Source organism: Candidatus Omnitrophota bacterium, assembly GCA_040755155.1.
Lineage (GTDB): Bacteria > Hinthialibacterota > Hinthialibacteria > Hinthialibacterales > Hinthialibacteraceae > JBFMBP01.
In genome coordinates, this window is record JBFMBP010000104.1 from 31,751 (window position 1) to 52,390 (window position 20,640).

General features: G+C 51.9%; 14 protein-coding genes. 8 read left to right on the forward strand and 6 right to left on the reverse strand.

The genetic code is table 11. From position 1 onward, the window contains the following. Positions 1–29 precede the first annotated feature (29 nt). A complete protein-coding gene (locus AB1656_15890; GenBank protein ID MEW6236864.1) occupies positions 30–3,152 on the forward strand; it encodes an Hsp70 family protein in 3,123 nt (1,040 codons plus the stop codon). A gap of 54 nt (positions 3,153–3,206) precedes the next feature. Next, positions 3,207–4,220 carry a hypothetical protein gene (locus tag AB1656_15895; GenBank protein MEW6236865.1) on the forward strand — a complete coding sequence of 338 codons (1,014 nt, stop codon included), beginning with the start codon at positions 3,207–3,209 and terminating at the stop codon, positions 4,218–4,220. A 60-nt stretch (positions 4,221–4,280) separates the two neighbouring features. Here AB1656_15895 and ccsA read toward each other — a convergent pair whose 3' ends face one another. Beyond that, positions 4,281–5,948 carry a cytochrome c biogenesis protein CcsA gene (gene ccsA / locus AB1656_15900; GenBank protein ID MEW6236866.1) on the reverse strand — a complete coding sequence of 556 codons (1,668 nt, stop codon included), beginning with the start codon at positions 5,946–5,948 and terminating at the stop codon, positions 4,281–4,283. 91 nt (positions 5,949–6,039) lie between these two features. Then, positions 6,040–7,482: a cytochrome c biogenesis protein ResB gene (locus AB1656_15905; GenBank protein MEW6236867.1), complete on the reverse strand. Its 1,443-nt coding sequence runs from the start codon at positions 7,480–7,482 to the stop codon at positions 6,040–6,042. A 149-nt stretch (positions 7,483–7,631) separates the two neighbouring features. Between AB1656_15905 and AB1656_15910 the strand changes: the two genes are divergently transcribed. Both AB1656_15910 and AB1656_15915 read left to right on the forward strand, forming a co-directional pair. Continuing rightward, positions 7,632–8,759: a glycosyltransferase gene (locus AB1656_15910; protein ID MEW6236868.1), complete on the forward strand. Its 1,128-nt coding sequence runs from the start codon at positions 7,632–7,634 to the stop codon at positions 8,757–8,759. Between the two features lie 1,038 nt (positions 8,760–9,797). Further along, positions 9,798–11,009, forward strand: coding sequence for an ATP-binding protein (locus tag AB1656_15915; GenBank protein MEW6236869.1), 1,212 nt, complete (start codon positions 9,798–9,800; stop codon positions 11,007–11,009). Between the two features lie 19 nt (positions 11,010–11,028). Here the strand turns inward: AB1656_15915 and AB1656_15920 are convergent, their stop codons facing one another. Then, positions 11,029–13,041 (reverse strand): enterotoxin, encoded by a 2,013-nt coding sequence (locus AB1656_15920; GenBank protein MEW6236870.1) that lies wholly within the window; start codon positions 13,039–13,041, stop codon positions 11,029–11,031. An 84-nt stretch (positions 13,042–13,125) separates the two neighbouring features. Between AB1656_15920 and AB1656_15925 the strand changes: the two genes are divergently transcribed. Then, positions 13,126–13,335, forward strand: a complete 210-nt coding sequence (locus AB1656_15925) for a type II toxin-antitoxin system HicB family antitoxin (protein ID MEW6236871.1) — start codon at positions 13,126–13,128, stop codon at positions 13,333–13,335. 216 nt (positions 13,336–13,551) lie between these two features. Here AB1656_15925 and AB1656_15930 read toward each other — a convergent pair whose 3' ends face one another. Both AB1656_15930 and AB1656_15935 read right to left on the reverse strand, forming a co-directional pair. Continuing rightward, the gene (locus AB1656_15930) at positions 13,552–14,322 is read right to left on the reverse strand and encodes a DUF3800 domain-containing protein (protein ID MEW6236872.1); all 771 of its coding nucleotides are present in this window, start codon (positions 14,320–14,322) and stop codon (positions 13,552–13,554) included. Positions 14,323–14,400: 78 nt separating this feature from the next. Further along, a complete protein-coding gene (locus AB1656_15935; GenBank protein MEW6236873.1) occupies positions 14,401–15,225 on the reverse strand; it encodes a carbon-nitrogen hydrolase family protein in 825 nt (274 codons plus the stop codon). A 120-nt stretch (positions 15,226–15,345) separates the two neighbouring features. Here AB1656_15935 and AB1656_15940 point away from each other — a divergent pair, with 120 nt between their 5' ends. Together AB1656_15940 and AB1656_15945 are read left to right on the forward strand one after the other, a co-directional pair. After that, entirely contained in the window at positions 15,346–16,647 is a 1,302-nt protein-coding gene (locus tag AB1656_15940; protein MEW6236874.1) for an MFS transporter, read from the forward strand. 113 nt (positions 16,648–16,760) lie between these two features. Beyond that, entirely contained in the window at positions 16,761–18,383 is a 1,623-nt protein-coding gene (locus AB1656_15945; GenBank protein ID MEW6236875.1) for a beta-N-acetylhexosaminidase, read from the forward strand. Positions 18,384–18,724: 341 nt separating this feature from the next. Here the strand turns inward: AB1656_15945 and AB1656_15950 are convergent, their stop codons facing one another. Continuing rightward, the gene (locus tag AB1656_15950) at positions 18,725–19,699 is read right to left on the reverse strand and encodes a sugar phosphate isomerase/epimerase family protein (protein MEW6236876.1); all 975 of its coding nucleotides are present in this window, start codon (positions 19,697–19,699) and stop codon (positions 18,725–18,727) included. Between the two features lie 171 nt (positions 19,700–19,870). On the opposite strand from AB1656_15950, the gene AB1656_15955 reads away from it, so the two are divergent. Continuing rightward, positions 19,871–20,638 (forward strand): class I SAM-dependent methyltransferase, encoded by a 768-nt coding sequence (locus tag AB1656_15955; protein ID MEW6236877.1) that lies wholly within the window; start codon positions 19,871–19,873, stop codon positions 20,636–20,638. Positions 20,639–20,640 lie beyond the last annotated feature (2 nt).

A 20,640-nucleotide genomic window follows, 5' to 3' on the forward strand; every position in this document is an offset into this window, starting at 1 on the left:
CCCACCATCAAGGCTAATGCTGGAGAATCATGAACGAGCGCCGTCTGGAACGTTGTCCCTGCCTGATGGGGTGGCCGGTCGATCCGGAGAGGGACTATTACTGCGGCCATTGCGGGCGGCGGCTGCGTACGCTGGAGGCGGCGCCTCTGGAAAATGCGGAGCATCCCTGGATTCGCGGCAGCGAGACGCTGCGCGTTGACGTGCGTACGAAGAATACGGGGATCGTCCCTGCCGCCGTGCAGGGATTGGAATGGGTTTCTCCCTCGCCGAGCGGAGAATGTACGGCGGCGCATCTCGATCCTCCCGCCGAACTGCAACCCGGCGAGGAAAAAATTCTGTCCTTCGCGATACGAATACCGGAAAAGGCGCGCAAAACGCCATTGATCGCGCTGCGGCTGCAATCCCTCTCCCCAAGCGGAGAAAGCGGGGGATTTAAATGCGAATCCTTCGAGATGGCGCTGAAGCCGCCGCCCCGCCTCAAGATTCCCGGATTGAACGAGGCGAAAATTCTGACGGCGGAAAAATTGGAGGAGGGCGCATGGCTATCCATCGCCGCCGCCGACCACGACATTCTGTTGGCGGAAGGGGCGCCGATCGTTCTGAAGGCGGTGGACGGCGGAGAGCCGGTTCCTTTCGACCGTCAGGCAATATCCATAAGGATATTGCGCGCCAATCAACCCGCACGGCTCAAAGTATCCCAATTGGAGGCCTTATTCCCTGGCGAGACCAAGGAACGCGACGTTTATGTGGAGATTCAGGCTCAAGGCATCGCCGTTCCAATCAGGACGCCATATTTCACATTGAAACTACAAACGCCGGTGGATTTCGATCTGCAATTCGACGCGGCCAGCCGCGCTTCTTCGCGGGTTTTGAAAGGCAGCCAACGCTCTTTCGGCATCGCCCTGGTCAATCGCTCCAAACGCATCTTCGCCATCGAACGCATTGCGGCGGCGCTGCCGGAATCGCTGCAAGCGGCGGGATTGCGGGCGCATTTGAGTTTGGACCGACCCCCGCCCTTTTTTGTAGACAACAAAAGCAAGACCGAACAAAGTTCTCCCCTGGGAAAACTGATTGTCAACGCCGAACAGTGGACGGGTGATGGGATAAAAAGCGAAGCGCGGCTGGATGCGATTCTAGATACGGGCGCCGTGAAATCGTTCGTATTCCCTATCGAGATAACCGCCTCGTCGATCGAACACGAATCGCCATTAGGAATCGATTTCGGCAATACCAACTCCTCCGCCGCCGTCCTGAACGATCTCTTGATGCCGGAGATGGTTCCCTTGCCGCCCTTGATGAAGCGGCTCAGACCGAATCCGCATGTAATTCCTACCATCGTCCGTTACGCTCCGGCGGGAGAATACCGCAGCGAATGGGAAGCCAAAGCAGTAAAGGTGGAAGACGCCGGCGGCCCGGCGCACGACCGCTTCGAACAAGACCCATCGCTGGGAGGACGGACGGTTCATTTCTTCAAACCTCGGTTGGGTATGGGGAAAACGCATGCTTTCCCTTATATGCCGGAAGTCAAAAACAAAAGCTTAGATTCCGTAGCTGCCGATTATCTTCGCCGTCTGCTGCAGGCTATCGAAGAGGAGACGGGACGGCGCCATCGCCAAATCGTCCTCAGCCATCCCGTGCGGTTCTGGACGCGGCAGCGCGAGGCTTTGCGCTCAGCGCTGCTGGAAGCGGTGCTGGAACGGGGACAAGATCCGCAGGCGCGGACGATTCATTTCATCGACGAAGCGACGGCCGCCTTGCTGTACGATACGATGGCGAGAAGGCAGGAGAACGCGGCGAACGGAACAGCGCACGAAGTGGCGTTGGTCTTCGACTTCGGCGGGGGAACCATCGATATGACGTTGTGCGAGATCGTTCATGATCTGGAGAAGAACCAATGGACGATCCGGCATTTGGACTTCGATGGCACCAGCGATTTCGGGGGAGAACAAATTACGGAAATGATCGCGGAGATGCTTTACGCTAGCGCCCGCGAAGCGGCCAATGGACGGATGACGGCGAACGCCGCTGCCTCTATTGAATCGTCGAAGAATCGCCAAGAAAAAAATGGTTTAACAACGAACCGCGTCGAGACGCGATGGCTGCCTTCGCTTGACGGCGCCGAAGCAAGCGCTGCGAATCCGGAAAAACCGAATATTTCTTCAAAGCCGGATGCGAGTAAGGATGAAATTATCGTTCCTTTTGCGCGATGGGACGCTTATTATTCCCAATGGGGAGCCTTGACGCGCACGGCGATGGGCAATTACCAACGCCTTTATTACGACGCGGAAGATTTGAAAATATCGCTGTCGGAAAACGCTCCCTTCCAGGAAAGGCAATCTACCGTAATGACGGTTCCCGCCGGCGATCCCGGCGCCGAGCCAGCGCCTATTTATTTCAACGTCATTCACTCCAAAGAAGAGCTGGAATGCGCCATTCATCGCTGTCTGGACGGCCCCATGAAGATGGCGCAGGAAATGATTAAACGGCTGCATGAACGGGCGCAGCGGGAGGGCGATCCCTACCTCTCCTTGACCCGCGTGGTGATGACGGGGCAATCCAGCCGCATCAAGCTAATCCAGGATCGGCTGCGCGATGCGGTTAACGAAGCCAACCGGGGACGTCCAGTAGAGGTCAAGCCGTTGGAGATGATTAAAGAAGCCGTAGCGATGGGCGCGGCGGTTTACGGGGCGTTGCGAGAATTGACCGACGTGGAAATTAACCGCGCCAGCCGCGTGTTTCTCTTTCTGCAATCGTCGAGTTTGGGCATCGGCGCCAGCGCCTTCGTCCCTATCGTCAAGCGCCTCGATCCCCTGCCCGCAGAAATGCTATGCTCCCGCCATAGAGAAAGCGGAATCTATTTTCCTCTGCGATTAGGGCAACGTTTTAAAGTCATCGAATCTTTTGTGGATTTATCGAACCCCAAAGAAGTGGATCGCGCCGAAAAGGATAAGGATTACCGCATCCTGGCGGAGGTCGAAGTAACTCCGCCGGATTGGAGCGAAGAGCAAGTCAAGAACGCCATCCTGCGGTTTACCTTTTCCGAAGACGAACAATTGAATGTAGAGATCATTCAGGAAGACGAGACGAACGGCGAAGAAGCGTATATCTTATGGCCGAAACGAATAGAGCCATGCGTCGACGCCATCATGTAGGGTGGGCTCAAAGCGAAGCGCAGCCCACCGCTTACTATGTTAGGATGAATCTTCATGTCCGCCGCCGTCATCGATCTTTGTCCGGTTCCTCCCGCATGGGCCGACGATAAAGGCGGTTGGGGCGTTATTGACGATAGTTGGCGCGGCATAGAGCATGACGACGCCGTCGAGTGGCTCAGCGATACGAACGCGGGGCCGTTGATAGCGCATCCCGCATCCGCCGTAGATGCGATGGCGCCGGAGGGAGCAAGCGCCGCTTTATATCCCCTGTTCCATCGTTTTATGGAAAAGCGAGAAACCGCCGAAGACGATTGGCTGGCGTTGTTGCTTCCAGCGGGAACATCCCTGCAGGCTTCGCGTCCGCTGCGGGACAGCGTTCAAGCGGCGGGATGGACGGGAGCCGTATTTCTTGCAGACGGCGGGCCGTTGTTAGCGATGGGAGAAGCATGGAGCGCGCCGGAGAAGAGCGGTTATTATTCCGTTTTTCGCGAACGGGAACATCTGACAGAAACGTCGCTGGTGCGGGTGGAAGCAGAAGCGAATATCCTGCGCGCCGAGTTGTTATGGCAATGCCGCGACGCGGACAGCGAACATGCGGAATCGCGAATGCGGCAAGTTCATAAGGAAATCGGCTGCGTTCTCAACCAACCTTCGATCCTGCAAGACGGCGAGAGGCTCATCGCCTGCGCCCGGCTGTTGGAAGGCGTCCGCAAGAGCGAGATCATTTTAGAGATCAAGCGAAATGCTTGGATTGGACTGCGAAGAGGCGTCTGGGATTTTCTGCCGTTATTGCAAGAAGCCAGCGCGATTACGGAATCCCGCCTTGTGGAAATCGCTTCCGATTGGGGGGAGATTTCACGATTGGAATTCTGGTTCGGATACCCAGAATCGGCGGTGCATCCGTTAACGGAATCTCGAACCGTCCATAGCCGTTGCGACGCGGCGCCGAAACGAATCCGCTGCCGGATGGAGCGATTGATGGACGGCGGAGCGGCGATCGCGATAGAATGGGACGCGGGAAGCGGAGAACGCCGCATGGCGTTTCCGATATTATGCCAATCATCCTAAAGGATGCGGCGGGCTGCGCGTCGCTTTCAACCCACTCTGCCGCTAACAGCAGCATCGAGATTATTTCGCCGTTGCGCTGGCGGCGATTCGATTCATTTCCTCGTTTTGAAATAATCTATATTTCCATCCTGCAAGAACGAGGAAGAGCAGTTCCAATCCCAAGTAGATGAGAACATACATTCCGCCGCCAGAACCGAAGCCGTAGCTATGCAAACCGGAGGCCAGAACGAAATTGACGCCGTACCAGGTCATCAAGATCAACCAAAAACCGAGAATGGCGCCCACGGCGGTTCCAAAATCGCGCAGCCAGTTGATGGATCGAGCGTGAAGAATGACCATATAGCCCAACAGCGAAATCAACGCCCAGGTCTCCTTGGGATCCCAACCCCAAAAGCGGCCCCAGGATTCAGCAGCCCAAACGCCGCCCAATATGGTTCCGGCGGCCAAAAGCACGACGCCTGCCTGGAGCACGCGATAGATAAAAAGATTCAGTTCTTTTAGCAACGCTTTCCTTTGCGGGAAATAAAAATAGATCGCCATAACGATATGCGCCAATCCCATCGCCAGCGCGAAAGCGCTGTAGCTGATGGTGATGGTCAAAACATGGACGATCAACCAGTAATTATTCCGCAATACGGGAACCAGCGGTTCGATATTCGAATCGAAAGGCAGGATGTCCGCCAAAATCAACGTGCACACTCCCAAGAAAGAAGCGCAAGCAATGAACCAACGGCGGCGATAGATCGCCTCGAAAACGAGAGCGAACAGGATGATTCCCCAGCCGACGAAGATCACCGACTCGTACATGTTGGAAACCGGCGCTCTTCCGGAAATCAAACTGCGCAGAATGAGGCCGAGCGAATGATAGATAAATCCTATATCGAAGACGGCGAAAGACGCCCAATATAAAATCCTATGGGTATAAAAGAAGGATGTGAGTAACATCAAAAACGCCAATAAATAGAATATCCATGCGTTCAAAAACGGCCGGGAACGATTGAAATAGATTTCCCGCTGCAAATCTTCAAGCGAAGGATAGCTGGCCGGATTGAGTCTGGCGAGTTGGGCTTTCAAATCGCGCCCCGCCTGCGCGAAGGCTTTCGAATCGTGCGTGCGCACCGCCGCCAATAGATTCCGATACGCTTGCTTTAGAGAATCTTGCGTCTCTTGGGTATAACTCATTGCGCTAACTATAGGCAGCCAATCGGAGTTCTGGGGCGATCCTGGAGGCGGGGGGACGATATGGGCCGCCTCGCCTTTGACGATGTCTTGAAAGAGATTGAGCTGATGCATGAGGGCGCCAATTTCCTCTTCCAGGCGATTCAACTTTTGATCGGCGCTGCTTTTTTGGATTACGCGGTCGGCCCATTGCTGAAAATGAGGATTGGCCGACAATTCGCTGTAGGAAAAGAATGTCTCTTGACTCGCGAGTCCCAACGTTTCTTTGAGCGGACGATAATCGAGGCGGATCAGTTTTTCGTTCGCCCAATCCGGCTGCGCCAGCAGGGAAAGCAGCATCCCCATATGATCCGCCCCATGATATTTCCAGCGTCCGGTCAACGTTTTCATCGATTCGCCCGCGAACGTATCCAGCGGCTTGTATCGTCCTCCATCCAAAACCGCGATATCGCGGACAACGCTGAAGTCGAAGCTGGTCGGCGGTTCAACGGCGGATAGAGAAAGAGCGCTTAGTAACAATATAAAAACAAAGAATACATATTTTCGCACGTTATTTTCTCCTTGAAGAAGAAATAGGAAATTCGAAAAATTGGATTGACGCAATCGCTGCATTTAGGATGATATTTTCCGATGGGAGTATTCAATCCTGAAAAACGACGGCTTTTCGGGCGCCGTATGTTTTCGAACCGAAGATGAGAATCATTCCCAAAATCAAGACAATGGAGCCGAAGTAAATAATCGGCGTTCCCGGCGCACGCGCCACGCTGAAAACCGACACGTCCGCCTCGCCGTTTTGGCCTTCGATATAGCTGGATTGATAAACGAGAAATTGGTTATAGCCCAAGGGATTGTTCATATAGATCAACTGTTCCCGGTCGATACGATTCGGGGCGTCGATGAGTTTTACTTTACTTTGAAAACTGGCGGGGCGGTTGGTGCCGGGATAGCGCGGGGCTTCGAAATCGACCAATTGGATCGAGAAGCCCATCGGGAAACGTTCCCGGCCAAATTCCACCGTACAGATTTCGCCGCCGGCGGCCAGCGTTTCGGGAGCATCGAACGAGACGTATTTTTGCGCGGCTTCTCCCTTGTTTTCCAAGCGGACATGAATCAATGGATTGTTATGTTGTCCAGACCCATTCATTCCGCCGTCCACGATCTCCTGGACGGCTTTCGCGCCGGGCAGCCAATCGTCGATCCGCATTTTGAAATCGCTCCAGGTCGTGGCGAACGAACCGCCCTTTTCCACTTCGCCGGTTGCGCATTGAACATTAGCGTTCATCGCCCGGTAATGCAGTATTCCTTGATCGTCGACGATAAGGTCAATCTGGTTGGCCGCCTGGCCTGGCGCAGGAGGCGCTAGGCGATTTTGCAGGTCTTCCGCCGAAGCGGCTTTATGGAAAGTCACCTTGGCGCTCATCAAGTTCAACGTTCCCATGCTGGCATGATCGGCCAATAGCCATTCTTCCAGAGCCGCTTGAGCGGCGCCCTCCTGAAAGATGGAGATATGCGCGCCGTATTGTCCGGCGGGTCCGCCGCCGGTTACGCGCAGAACGGATTGAGGATTGGAAAAATAACGATCGACGTAGCATACGACGCCCGTATCGCCGACCGGATAGCGAATTTCCTTGCCCGGCGGCAGCGGCTTATCGAGAAACCAAGGATCGAACGTCTGCCGGACGTTCAGGCGTGGAATCGAAACAGCCAAGACAGTATGATCGACGAGAATTTCGTTCGACGATTCCCCCTCGCTCAGAATCAATTGGCCTTCAATTCCGAATTTTCGCGTAACCACGGAACCGAGGAGAATTATGACGATGCCGATATGCGTGATGACGAAGCCCGTATGTCTTTTTTTCCAGGGAAAGCGGCTGACCGCCGAGAAAATGACGTTGACGCCCAGAAAAAAAAGATAAAGATCGAACCACCATGTCTTATAAATATATTCCTGCGCCTGGTCAGTTCCCGCGCTGGACTCGTAGAACGTCGCCCAGCCGAGAATCGCCGCAAAAAGAAGGAGAAGAATAATAGCGAGTTTGATGGAAGCTAAGAAATCGAATATCTTCGTGGACAGTGAGATCACAATATATTGTTCATTCGCCTTTTCTAGGATTGATTATCGATCGAAAATTCAAAGATGCCGTGAAGGAAGTATAGCGAATCCTTTTATGAAACCCAAGTCATGAATCTTTTGGCTCCGCGCATCGATCTTTCGCGGAAAGGAAAGCGCCCGTGCCATCGATCTGGACTTACTCCGACGACGCCGACCGGGGATACGGCCTATTCAAGCGCCGCCTCTTCGGCGCGTTAAGCCGCCGAGGCTGGGAAACCTCTCTGGCGGAAGCGCCGCTATTGGATCCCGGTTCCAAAGCCGTATTGAGGAACCATTATCTGAATCATCCCAGCGAGTGGGTTCTATTAATCAACCAGACGGCGGCGCAGTTCTACGCCTACCTGGAAATTCCTCTCGCTTTGCGTCCGGCGGCGCAAAAGAAGATCGTCTGGTTCCTCGACGATCCCGCCTTTTTTCTCGATCGTCCTTTAGATAAGACGGAATACGTTTTTTCGTTCGACGAAACTTATGTGGAATACATTCAATCCTTCCATCCCGCCGAATGCGGCTTCTTGCCGCTGGCGGCGGATCGCGAGGAATTGGGAACCTTCGACGAACGCTTCGCCTGCGGCGTATGCTTCGTTGGCGGGATCGTCGATCAATCCGATCGCCGCCGCCAGCTGAGCTCGGAAATGACGGATTATGTAGACCGGCTAGTCGAATTGAAATTGCAACAGCGCTGGAAGACCTTCCAACAACTGGCGTTGGATATGCCCATCGCGCCGGGAAAGAGCATTACAATCTCGCCCCAGACGGCTCATTATTTATATTGGGAAGCGAACAACCTCTATCGGTTGCGGATCATGGAAGCCTTGGCCGATTACGATTTGCGCATCTACGGCAACGAGGGCTGGGAAATCCTGCTCAAGGATTCGCCCTTGCACAACAAGTTCTTCGGACCTTTAGATCCCGTGAAAGAATTGCCGCATGTTTTCGCCTCGGCGAAAATCAACATTAACATTCACAGCATCCAATGCCGGGGCAGTATGAACCAACGCGATTTCAACGCTCCCGCTTCCGGCGGATTTTTGCTTTCGGATTGGGCGCCGGCGGCGGGGAAATACTTCCTTCCTTCCGTGGAAGCCGTCTATTGGAGCGATGCGGACGACTTGCGCCGCAAGATCGATTATTATCTCGAACGAGATGGCGAGCGCCGCGCCATCGCGGAGCGCGGGCACCGCCGCGTTCTGCGCGAGCATACGTACGACCAACGCATCTCCCAATTGCTTCAATATTTATCCGCATAAATATCATTCGCGCCGAAAAACGCCTAGTGTCATGATTGGAGATATGGTACAAGTAATTCATGAAGAAATTGAAGATATAAATCTCTTCTCAGCAAGGTATAGAAAATCGTGGAATCCAAAACCCGCCTGATATTCCCCGCCCTGCTTGCGTTTTTGTTTCTGTTATTAACGATCGGTCTCATTCTCAGTTATTTTTCGCTGCCTCTAATGGGATTTGATAGAGTTGGGATATTTATCGATTATCCTAGCATTTACTTTGTTTTTGCCGTCGGTTTCAGCCAAACGATTACGCGTTTTTCCATTGGAGAAATGATATCGGCATTCATAAATGCAGGACGTCGCCCTAAATCGAAAGAAGAGCAATCTCATCAAGATTATTTCTGGCAATGCGCAATCCGCAACTTGCTCGTCGCTGGCGCTTTGGGCAGCATAATCGGAGCCATCCAAATGCTCTCTAGTCTCTCCGATCCCGTCGTCATAGGGCCGACTATCGCTCTGATAGGACTGACATTCTTATATTCCAGCCTCGCCAGCCTGCTTCTCCCAATTCCTGCTCTTATTCTTATCCGCAGATTTTCGTCAAATCTCGAATCAAAAAATTGGAAATCGGATTATTTTAAAAGGATTATCGATAACGGCGCAATAGAGGGTTTATCTATATCGGAAGTGGTTGGCAACACTTTATCTGGTGGATTAATCATTGCCTCGATTTTAGCCGGAGGCGGCAAGTTACTCAATTTTATCGACCTCCCTTCGCTAATCTTCGTTTTTGGAAGCGGATATGCCTTTTATCATATCTCCCGCACACGGAATCGTATTTTTTTAATCCTTCTCGCTTTCTTTTTTCTTGTCTTCGCCATAATGGCATGGCCGCAATTTCATCCTTTATTATTCATCTCATTTGTCTTAATTGTTCTCTTGATATTTTTCTTATTATCAAAAAATTTTAATGAAGCGATCGATATCCCGTTAGGGGAAAACCTAACGATAGCCCTCTCTTTATCCGCCTTGTTCTGCGCGTTTTGGGGAATTGGAAATATGCTTTTTTATTTCAATAATCTCGCCTTTTTCGCGCCCAATGTTGCGTTAGCCGTATTATCCTCCTTCTATGCATTGCTAGGTCTTCTATTCGTCTCTTTTCCGATGGAAGATCGCGACAATCTCGCCAAAAGACGGATAAGAAGTTTACCTGTCAGTCACTTGTTTTGGTTCGTTTTTCCCATCGCGGCTTTTATGATTACGATTATCCCGCTTGCGATTGTGACGCTGTTGATGAGTCAAAATACTACACCCGACATTCAACGCGCTTGGGAAATGCTGCCTTCCTATTTCAAACTCCCCTTATTTATGATAGGCATATGGCTAGCGGCCATCCTCGTGTTCTTGGCGGGCTTCATCGCCGCGCAACTGTTTTTGATGTGGAGGAATTACCTGCAATTGCAAACGGCGCAAAGCCAGTTGATCCGATCGGAGAAACTGGCTTCATTGGGACAATTGGTGGGAGGCATAGCGCATGAAATCAACAATCCCATCAATTTCATTTTATCCAATATCGAACCGTTGAAAGAATACCTGCAATCTTACAAACGTCTGGACGCTTACATTGCGAGTCAAAAAACTAAACTTCCCTCGACGCTTCAGACTGACATCGAAGCGCTGCGGCAAGATGCCGATTTGGATTTCGCCGGAGAAGACAGCGAAAAGATTCTGGAGTCTTTTCAAGAAGGCTCCAAGCGGATTTCCAAGATCGTCGAAGCTCTGCGCCAATATTCCCGCATCGATAAGGATTATTATTCTTCTTACGATCTGCGCGAGTCGGTGGATTCCGCTCTCGCTTTATTGGCGAATCGCATGAAAAATCGGATAGAAATTCATAAAAATTATGAAGAAATACCGGCCATTCGTTGTTCTCCGGCGCAAATCGACCAAGTTTTCTTCCATATTCTTCGCAACGCCGATCAGGCTATTGCGGAAAAGGGGCATATCTGGATCGATATCCGCAGCGAGGAAAATTCCATCATCGTTACGATCCGCGACGATGGCAAAGGCATCGCGCCGGAACATTTATCCAAAATCTTCGATCCCTTCTTCACGACGCAGCCCATCGGCGGAGGAACAGGCCTCGGCCTTTCGCTTTCCCAAGGGATTATCGAACAGCACGGCGGAACCTTATCCGTCGAGAGCGAACTCGGTAAAGGCAGCGCCTTTACCGTATCGCTTCCCATTCGGCAAGAGCGTCAAGCAGACTAAGAAACGTTTCGCCGATGCGTTATTTACCGGAATCATCGGGAACGGCGTTGAAAACAAGAACCTCGAATGGCGCCAATTCGAACGGTTGCGGCTTTCCCGCCGATAAGGCAAGCGCTGGTTTATCCGAATCCATTTTCCACGGACTTTTCAGCGTATATTTCAAAGGCGCGCCATTGGGGAGTTCAAACGCTTGGGCGATATCCACCGCAATGGTTTGCGCTTTAGACGCGGGATTGCGCAAAGCCAAAATCCCTTTCCGCTGCGACCAGGACGCCCAGCCGTAGGGCTGGCCTGCGCCGGGATCGCCGCCGATCCAATGGACGTCGGCCAGAACATCGGCGTTAGCCTGCGACCATTTCGCCGCTTCCGCCAAATCGTCCCAATTTTCCGGCTTCATCATCGACGGAGTGATATAGAGTTCCTGCAGGCAGGTTCCGCAGGCGAAGAAGGATTGAATTTCCTGGCGGAATTCCTCGCGGGAATCGCCGCATTCCGACGCAGATCCGAATCGAGCATGGGCGATGCCTTGGTTCATGAGCGAATTCAACGGATAGAGCGGCGCTGGACGCACCACTTGGCGAAAAGTAATCATATCGCGATAGGTAATCCATTGCTCGCGCTTGGAACCTTCGCCATAAAAGCCCATATCGCCGCCGCCGCGCCAGGTGGAATCGCCGAACCAAAGCCAATAGGGCGACGGCCATGTTCCCGTCGTGATGCTGATGAAAAGGTCCGGCTTGCGTTCGCGCAGTTCCCGAGTCAGCCGCAGCATGGCTTCCGTCTCGTAAACGTCTTGCGTTAATCCGTCGAACTTGAAGAAATTGGAGCCGTTCTTATCGATCATCTCCAAACACGTTTCCAAAAACCGCCCGTAATACTTTGGCCCAGCCAGCGAGAATTTATCGTTTTTAAATTCGAATCCCTCCTGGCGGCCATAGGCGTATCGATCTTTCGCCGCTTCGCCGTATCCGCCGAAAGGAGAAAGCCAAAAGCCCAGCGTACTTTTATAACGTTGCGACGCCGCCAGAATTTTAGTGAAGCCGTTGGGGAAGTTTTCTTTGATCGCGCGCCACAAGGTTTTGGGATCGTCCCAGCCGTCGTCCCAGACGTAGGAAGCTAGAGCCACGCCCCGCTTTTCGGTCAACTCGCGCCCAAAGGATTCAACGGCGTTCAAGCATTCCGCTTCATCGATCTTCTTGCCGTCCCAACAGATGTCGTACCATGCGTTGTAATGCAGAAAGGGGCGGTGGGGATGCGCCCGCTCGCGTTCGATGTAATATAAAAATCCCCGCCGCATTTGCCCTTCGGGCGCCGAACCCGCCGCGCAGGTTTGCAAAATCACTTCGCCCGGTTTTAAAACCATATCCATTTTCAATCCGCATCGAGTCCGGACGTCGGATGTAGAAATAATCGAATTAGGATGTTCATAGGCGAAAAACAAGTTGCCCGCCGTTACCGGCGAACCGGGGACGGTCCCAGCGGATTGCATCTGCTCGGCGAGCAAATCCACAAGTTGAATTTCCTTGATCGCCAATTCCTTATCCCGCGTCTGCATCTCGAATTCCTGCCGTATGGCGTTGGCGCCGTCGCGCAAGATCGCCCGCCAGGATACGACTAAATTTTTATCCGGCGAAACCAGAAGCGCCGCTAGCTGCTGGCCTGGATAACGATGCCCCAGGTTGGAGTCTTTCGGTTCCGGTTCCAACTCGGTAATTACAGGGCCTCTGGTTATCGCCATATCGGAAGCAGAGAGCGTCCGGCCATCTTGCAAAATAAGGCGAAACAGCTCGGCGCCTTTCAAATCCAGCGTCTGTTGGTTCAGCCGATCGATAACGCAGACGGGAGCGGCTTTTCCACCGGAAAGTTTCCAGACGCAAGATATCGCGGTGTTGGAGAGCGCCCAATCGCCGTTTGGCCTTTCCACTTGCGCCGGGCCAGGATCGGGGCCGGGAAAGTCCAACGCTTCGGCGGAGGAGACGACGGCGAAGCAACAAACGAAAGAAAGAACGATGGGCGATAGAATCCGCTTCATAATTGACCTCCGAAAGAAATGATACTATCTTTGATAAAGAATAATGTATAATTTCCTTTAAAAATATTGGTGGATTATCAATCCATGATGAAATACGAAATCATCCTTTACTGGAGCGAAGAAGATCAGGCGTTTATCACCGAGGTTCCCGAACTCCCCGGCTGTATAACCGACGGCGCGACATATCAGGAAGCTCTCGCCAACGCCGAAACCGTCATCCGCGAATGGATTGAAACGGCGCGGGAACTCAACCGTCCCATTCCACTCCCTAAAGGAAAACTTATGTACGTTTAACCTTACGCTCGAAATTGTTTTCAAAAAGAAAGCAGGATGGGTCACGTTTTTTTTACCTTTCGGTTTTTGAATAAATATAAAATTGACGGGTCAAACAACGCCACCCATTCTACGATCTATTGACGAACAGGCTCTTTTTCTGATATACTTTAGTCAATCCGGTTATCCGGAGGTGGATGGTATAAAACCATCGGGACCCGAAAGGGTCCTTTTTATTTATAGGAACTTTTTGCCAAAGAAACGCTCTCCCTGCCTATCGTATTTCCTTTGTAAAATTACAATAATTTTTTGTGCGAATACTCCCAAAGGTTTTTCCAGAACACCGTGTTCGTTAAGAATTTCATTGCGGCTTGGATGCGCTAAAAGATCGGCTAGTTGCAATCCGGCGATATTATTCGCCTTGGATTTCACCTTGAGTTGCTTGCTGCTCAGAACGTTTTGAAACCTTTCCGCAGAAATATATTCCGTTCCTTCCCGCCATAAGTGGAGAAAAGCCGCTTTCAAGCGGATGTCTTCTTTTCCGCCTCTCGATTCCGCAAGTGCGTCCCCTTTGGCGTTATTCCGCTCCAAGAAAAGAACAAAGCGTTCCAGCATAACGGCAAGGCAATAATGATAAGGATCGTATTTCCACGTTATATACGTTTCCTTATGCTTTTTCTTATCAATGCAAACGGAAAGCAGGGTATAGTCCCATTCCTGCAAAAGCCGAAGCAACTCCTCGTTAAAACGCTGCCGAGTGGATTCATCCCTTAACGTCAGAAAAGGAAAATGGGCGTTCAACATTTCTTTCCTATGCAAAATGACTGGTTCATCGGGATGGGAACCGAAATATCGAGCTTTCAGATTTTCCATTTGAGGATGAAGCGTTCGCTCAACGTACTCCAATTCAATTATCGCGCCGGTCAAACTCAAAAACCGATGGTTTGGATCGTCCGAGCTCCCTAAATCCGAATTCCCCGCCTCATCAATATAAATTCGAAATTTCATTCGTTCTGCAACCTCACACTGCTGTCTCAATCGCGACGCTTAAAAGATTTCACAAGATTGATTGGTTTCACTCGTCACTTATTTCAATCTTCTCTGGCATTCTTCGATCATTCCCTTCCAATACGGTTGCAGAAAATGGGGCAATTCCAGGGCTTCTTTGGCGTATTGCCGCGTCGCCAAGTTCGGATCCAATTGAGCCTGGATTACGGTTTCGCTGCGGTTGTCCGCCAGCGCCAGCACGCTGGAATCCGGCGCTACGATCTTGGAATCGCCCGCCGACCACTTGCCTTCGCATTGCGGCCCCACGGAATTGGAAAAGACGTAATAGATGGCGTTCTCGAAAGCGCGAACGGCAATGCCGTCGCGGCCTTTGCGCTTGGCTTTGGAAACCGCTTTATCGTCCAATCCCGCATTGGGATGAAACAGAATCTTCGCTCCCATCATGACGGGAATCCGCACCAATTCCGGATAGCGCCGTTCGTGGCAAATAATGGCCGTGCAGGGGATGCGGTCGAGATGAAAGAACGCCAGCTTATCGCCGGGCGTAAAATATTGTTTATCGACGGGAGTGAGATGAATTTTGGAGTATTGGAAAATAATCTTCCCCTTGCGGTTGAAAATCAATAGGGAATTTTTCAACCGGCCATCTTCAAACGTAGGCGAACCTACTAAGACGTTGCATCCCGCTTCACTCACGGTGCGTGAGAGATAAAGCAATGCTTCGTGAATCGTCCGAGGCGTCAGCTGGGCGAAGTCGTACACGTAACCCGTAACGGCGCATTCGGGGAAGAGAACGGCGTCCGCGCCATTATTCGCCGTGTTTTTAATCGTAGCAGCGATCCATTCGATATTTTCTTCGATAGTTTCGCGGAATATCATTTGAACGGAAGTGACAGTAAACATACGCAAAGGTACTCCATTCCCGATCTTAAGATATAATGATTACGCCATAGCGCCATCCTAACATAAAGAATAAGAATTTGCAGCTCGGCGCGAAACGAATTGTCCGGAAATCATTCATCCATGAACGCATCCCTCTATGGAGCGCCCTCGGCGCCAACGCCTAGCCCTTCCAACAATCATAATCAACGCAACTTTATCATGCACTTTTTCGATGGAGCGCTATACATGGGCGGGCTGGCGTTCACCTCGCCAGAAATCGTGCTCTCCGTTTTGATTTACCGGCTGGGAGGATCGGAAGCGGCGATCGGCGGCGTATTCGCCCTGACGGAATTGGGCCAGGCGCTGCCGCAGTTGCTGATGTCGCCCATCATGGACGGATTGCCGCGCAAGAAATTCACTGTGTTGTGCGGGGCTTTTCTGCAACGGCTTCCCTGGCTGATTTTGGGACTCCTGTTATGGTTGGGAAACGTCGATCAAAGCGGAAAATTCGCGCCGATCGTTTTAGCGCTGGTCGCCGTCGCCTTTCTTGCGGGCGGCGCGATAGGTCCCGCATGGAACGCCTTCGTAGCCTCCACGGTTCCCCAACGGCGGCGCGGGCGGCTTTTCGCCCTGCGGCAGCAAGGAGCGGGAGTTTTGGGAATCGCCGCAGGGATCGCCGCCGCTTACGTCATCGATTCTTTTCCCTTCCCCTATAATTTCTCTTTTCTATTCTTTATTACTTATTTCTTTTGGATGTCGTCGCTCGCGAGTTTGGCTTTCGTCAAGGAATCTCCCCTTCCCGCCCGGCCGCACGAAAGCATGAGGGAATATTATTGCAAACACATCCCCGGCATTTTGCGGCAAGATAAAGATTTCCGCTGGTTTCTCGTTCTCAAAGCGGGAATGTTATTATCCATGATCTCCTTCGGCTTTTATTCGGTTTACGCCATCAAGCATTTTCAAGCGCCGCCGTATTACGCAGGCCGCTTCACCAGCGGCTATATGTTGGGCCAAATCTTTTTCGCTTTTCTCTTCGGCGCCATCGTAGACCGCTATGGCCATCGCATCAACGCAATTTACTTTTGTCTGATTATCATTGCGCAAAACATCCTCGCTTTGATGGCGCCATCCGTAGCCGTATTTTTCGGCGTGTTCCTTATCATGGGCGCCATCCGCAGCATCCAGATCATCACCTTCATCACCATGCCGATGGAATACGCCGATTCGCGCGACCATCCCACCTATTACGCCTTAAGCAATACCCTGCTGGCGCCGTTTTATCTGTCTGGCTTATTGGGAGGATTTTTTGTTCCCTACATTGGTTATCGCGGCTTGTTTCTTCTCTCCTCCTTTTTCGCTCTCTTGACTCTCATCTGCGCCATTCGATTCGTCCGCGATCCTCGGCATGGGAGGGATGCTTTTCTAGGAGAAAAGGATGGCTAAACTCCTATCGCATATCATGCAATAATTGCAAAATTATTATGTCTGAAAATTCAGGATAGGGACAGATAAAGATAGCCGTGAGTATGGCGTCTGCCGGAAAGAAAGAGAAGACCATGCGAAATCGCTTCATCCAATGGACTATCTTAATAGCCGCGCTGGGAGGCATTAACGCCGAAAGCGCAAACCAAGAAACGATAAAGGAAGATGTAATGAAAGAAGAAATTTCCATCATTCCCCAACCAATGAGCCTTAAAAAGACCGGCGGCGCCTTTACGCTAGATCGCAACGCCGTTATCCAACTCGATTCGTCCGGCGAGGATATCGCGGCGATCGGCGGATGGTTGGGCGAATGGTTATCGAACGCCTTGGGAAGCGAGATTCCCGTCCTAGCCGCCAACGCCGTCCCGGCGAATGCGAAGCGCATCGTATTGTCTATCGAGGAAAAGAACGAACCGCTGGGCGAAGAAGGATACGAATTGACGGTCTCGACGCAGACGATCCTCCTGCGAGCCAATCGTCCGGCGGGATTATTCTACGCCGTCCAGACGCTGCGGCAGTTGCTGCCGCCCTCGTTCGAGAAAAGCGGCGCCGCGGCGGCATCTTGCGCCATTCCCGGCGTCGAGATTGAAGATCGCCCGCAATACCGCTGGCGCGGAGCGTTATTGGATTGCGCCCGCCATTTTATGACCAAGGATTTTCTGCTGCGCTATATCGACCTTCTCGCCTATCACAAATTGAACGTATTTCATCTGCATCTCACCGATGACCAGGGATGGCGGATCGAAATCGAAAAACATCCCAAACTGATGGAAGTGGGCGCATATCGCATGGAAGGGAACGAACGCTACGGCGGATATTATTCCAAGAAAGACTTGCGGGAAATTATCGCCTACGCTCAAGCCCGATTCATTACAGTCATTCCCGAATTCGAAATGCCCGGACACGCATCCGCCGCCATCGCCAGCTATCCCGAATTGGCCTGCGACGGACAATCGATTTCCGTCCTCACGGAATGGGGCGTTTTTAAAAATGTTTTCTGCGCGGGCAAAGAAGGCGCGTTCGATTTTCTGGAAAGCGTCCTAGACGAAATCATCGACATTTTTCCCTCGCCCTATATCCATATCGGCGGGGACGAAGCGCCGAGAGATCATTGGCAAGAATGCCCTCTCTGCCAAAAACGCATTCAAGAGGAGCATCTTAAAAGCGAAGCGGAGTTGCAAAGTTACCTGATCCGCCGCATCGAGAAATTCCTTTCATCGCGGGGACGCCGTATGATCGGCTGGGATGAAATTTTGGAGGGCGGGGGACTGCCGCCCAGCGCCATCGTTCAATCCTGGCGGGGAATGGACGGGGCCGTAACCGCTTCCAAGTTGGGCCATGACGTCGTCTCTTCTCCCAATCCCTTCGTCTATTTCGATTACCCCCAGGAGGAGAAGCAAGTTTCCTCCAAGCCGGACTGGATGATATTGACGACGATGGAGAAGACCTATTCCTTCCGCGCCACGCCGCCGGAATTGACGCCGGACGAAGCGAAGCATGTTTTGGGAGCGGAATGCGCCTTATGGACGGAGCATTCCCCGCAAGAACAGGTAGACCAGCAAACGTTTCCGCGCCTCTGCGCCTACAGCGAAACCGTCTGGACGCCGGAGAAGGCGCTGGATTGGCAGAATTTCCAAAAACGAATAACGCCGCATTTAGAGCGGCTGGCGGCGCTGGGGGTGGATTATTATCGGTGAAGAATAGAGCGTTTTAGAATTGCTTAAGAAGTCATGTTACGCGCAATGAATAATCAAAGGAATCTCTTACTCTCGTCGATTGAATCACGAAGACGCGATATGAAAAGAAAAACACAAAAAATCCCCTCTTCAACCCGCCGTTGAAACGGCGGGCTATTCTCGTTTGCCCCTTTAAAGGGGCATGTGGTAATAAACCAGCCTTTCAAGGCTGGGATGAGCGATTTCGTGGAATTTGATTTATTTTATATTGTTACCCTTCAAAAACGCAACCGATATAAAGACCATTCACTGTCTATGGATGAGTATTTCAATCCGCAGGCAAGATGCCTGCACTCCCAGATTTATTTCAGCGCCGAAATGACCGACCGCAGATACTCCACGTCCCCGCGCAAAACGGCGATTCTTTGCTCTTTTGGGTAATGGCCGAGAGAATCGTCTTCGATGCTGACGTCGCCTTGGTAGCCGGATTGATGGAGCCAATCGAGAATTTGGCCGAAATTCAAATCGCCGCCGGCTACAGGGACGGAATTTTCACCGTACTGCCAGCCTGGTTCGCGCTGGGTTTCGCGCTTGTCTTCGGGATGGGCTACGTTTTTGGCGTGAAAATGCCTGGCGCGCGGTATCAATTCCTTGACGAGTTCGTAGACTTTGGAGCGGGGATAGCCGTACCAATACAAATTGATGGGATCCAGGCATAAGCCCAATTCGTCGGGCTTGAAGGCGGCGAGCACTTTTCCCGTAATCTCCATGCGGTTCCAATAATATTGCAGATTTTCGAAGGCGATGGTTACGCCGGATTTTTTGCCTTGCGCCGTCAGTTCTTTGAAAAGAGCGATTGAATTGGCCACGAACTGATCGTCGGGAACGTCCTTGGCGCCGACGGGGAAATAGATGAAACGGACGCCCGCTTCTGGAGCGTTTTTAATCAAATCCAACGCCCATTTCGGCGCAGGCTTTTTTTCCGCTGTAATGGAAAGCGGCGCGCAGAGGACGGGTACTTTCAAACCGTATTTGGCGGCGTCTTCCTTAACTTGCTTCGCATGGGCGGGCGTATCGAATCTATAGGGCTTCTTTCCATCGACGATCGCGCTGGGGCAGCTCAAATCGGGATTGACTTGAATCTCGATAGCCTTCACGCCGGCGTCTTTAGCGGCTTGAAACGTATTCTCGTCGCTGACCTGGTTCAAAAGATAATTGCATATCATTACTTCCCACTGCGGCGCTTTTTGTTCCTGCGCGAGGACGCAATTCGTCATCATGATTCCCCCTATTCCAAAGAATAGAACGCTTAACAGAATGGTTTTCGTCTTAATCATCGTCTTCCATCTCGCCTTTCTCTATAATGATGCAAACGAAATTATCATATCAGAACGCTTCGCCCGTGCAAACCGTTCTTTTCTCGAATATGATAGACTCATCGCCCTAAATAGTCAGCAGTCAAGATTGCAATTGCGAAATCGATATCGAAACAACCAGCGAATCCCTTCATGAAAACGAAAAACGATTGGTGCTTCCGCTTTTTCAACAACCCCGATTACTTGGATATCTACCGCGACATGACAAGTCCCAGCCGGACGCATCAAGAGTTGCGCATGTGCGAAGAAGTCTTGAAATGGCGGGAAGGAGAGCCGATTTTAGACGCTCCCTGCGGCGCGGGGCGGCATTCGCTGGATTTGGCGCGGCAGGGACATCTCGTTTACGGCGTCGATATTTCCAACTATCTCTTGGGAATTGCGCAAAAGGAATCGATCAATCTGACGGTTCAATACCCGCCCCGCTTCGTGCGCGGACTGATGCAAGCCCTTCCCTTCAAAGATTGTTATTTTCAATACGCGATATGCCTCTTCAGCAGTTTCGGCTATGGCGAAAACGAGAAAGAAAATCTCGCCGTATTGGAAGAATTCGCCCGCGTTCTTTATCCGGGAGGCAAAGCGTTGATCGACGTAATGAACCGCCATTACCTCACTCCGCGCTTGAAAAAAGTCTACGAATCGGTGCAATCGGGACTGCGGGTGCGCGAAGAGCGGACGATCACCGACAACGAACGCCGCTTGCACAATTCGATCATGGTTTGCGACCCGCAAGGACACAAACGGCGTTATCTTTACAATCCCTGGCTGTTCAACGGCTTCGAACTTTCCTGGCTGGTTTCGCGGGCGGGATTGAAGGTGGAGGCGATCTATGGCAATTTCCGCGCCGAGACCTATACCCCGCAAAGCGAACGCGCCATCGTGGTCGCCGTTAAGCCAGTCTAATC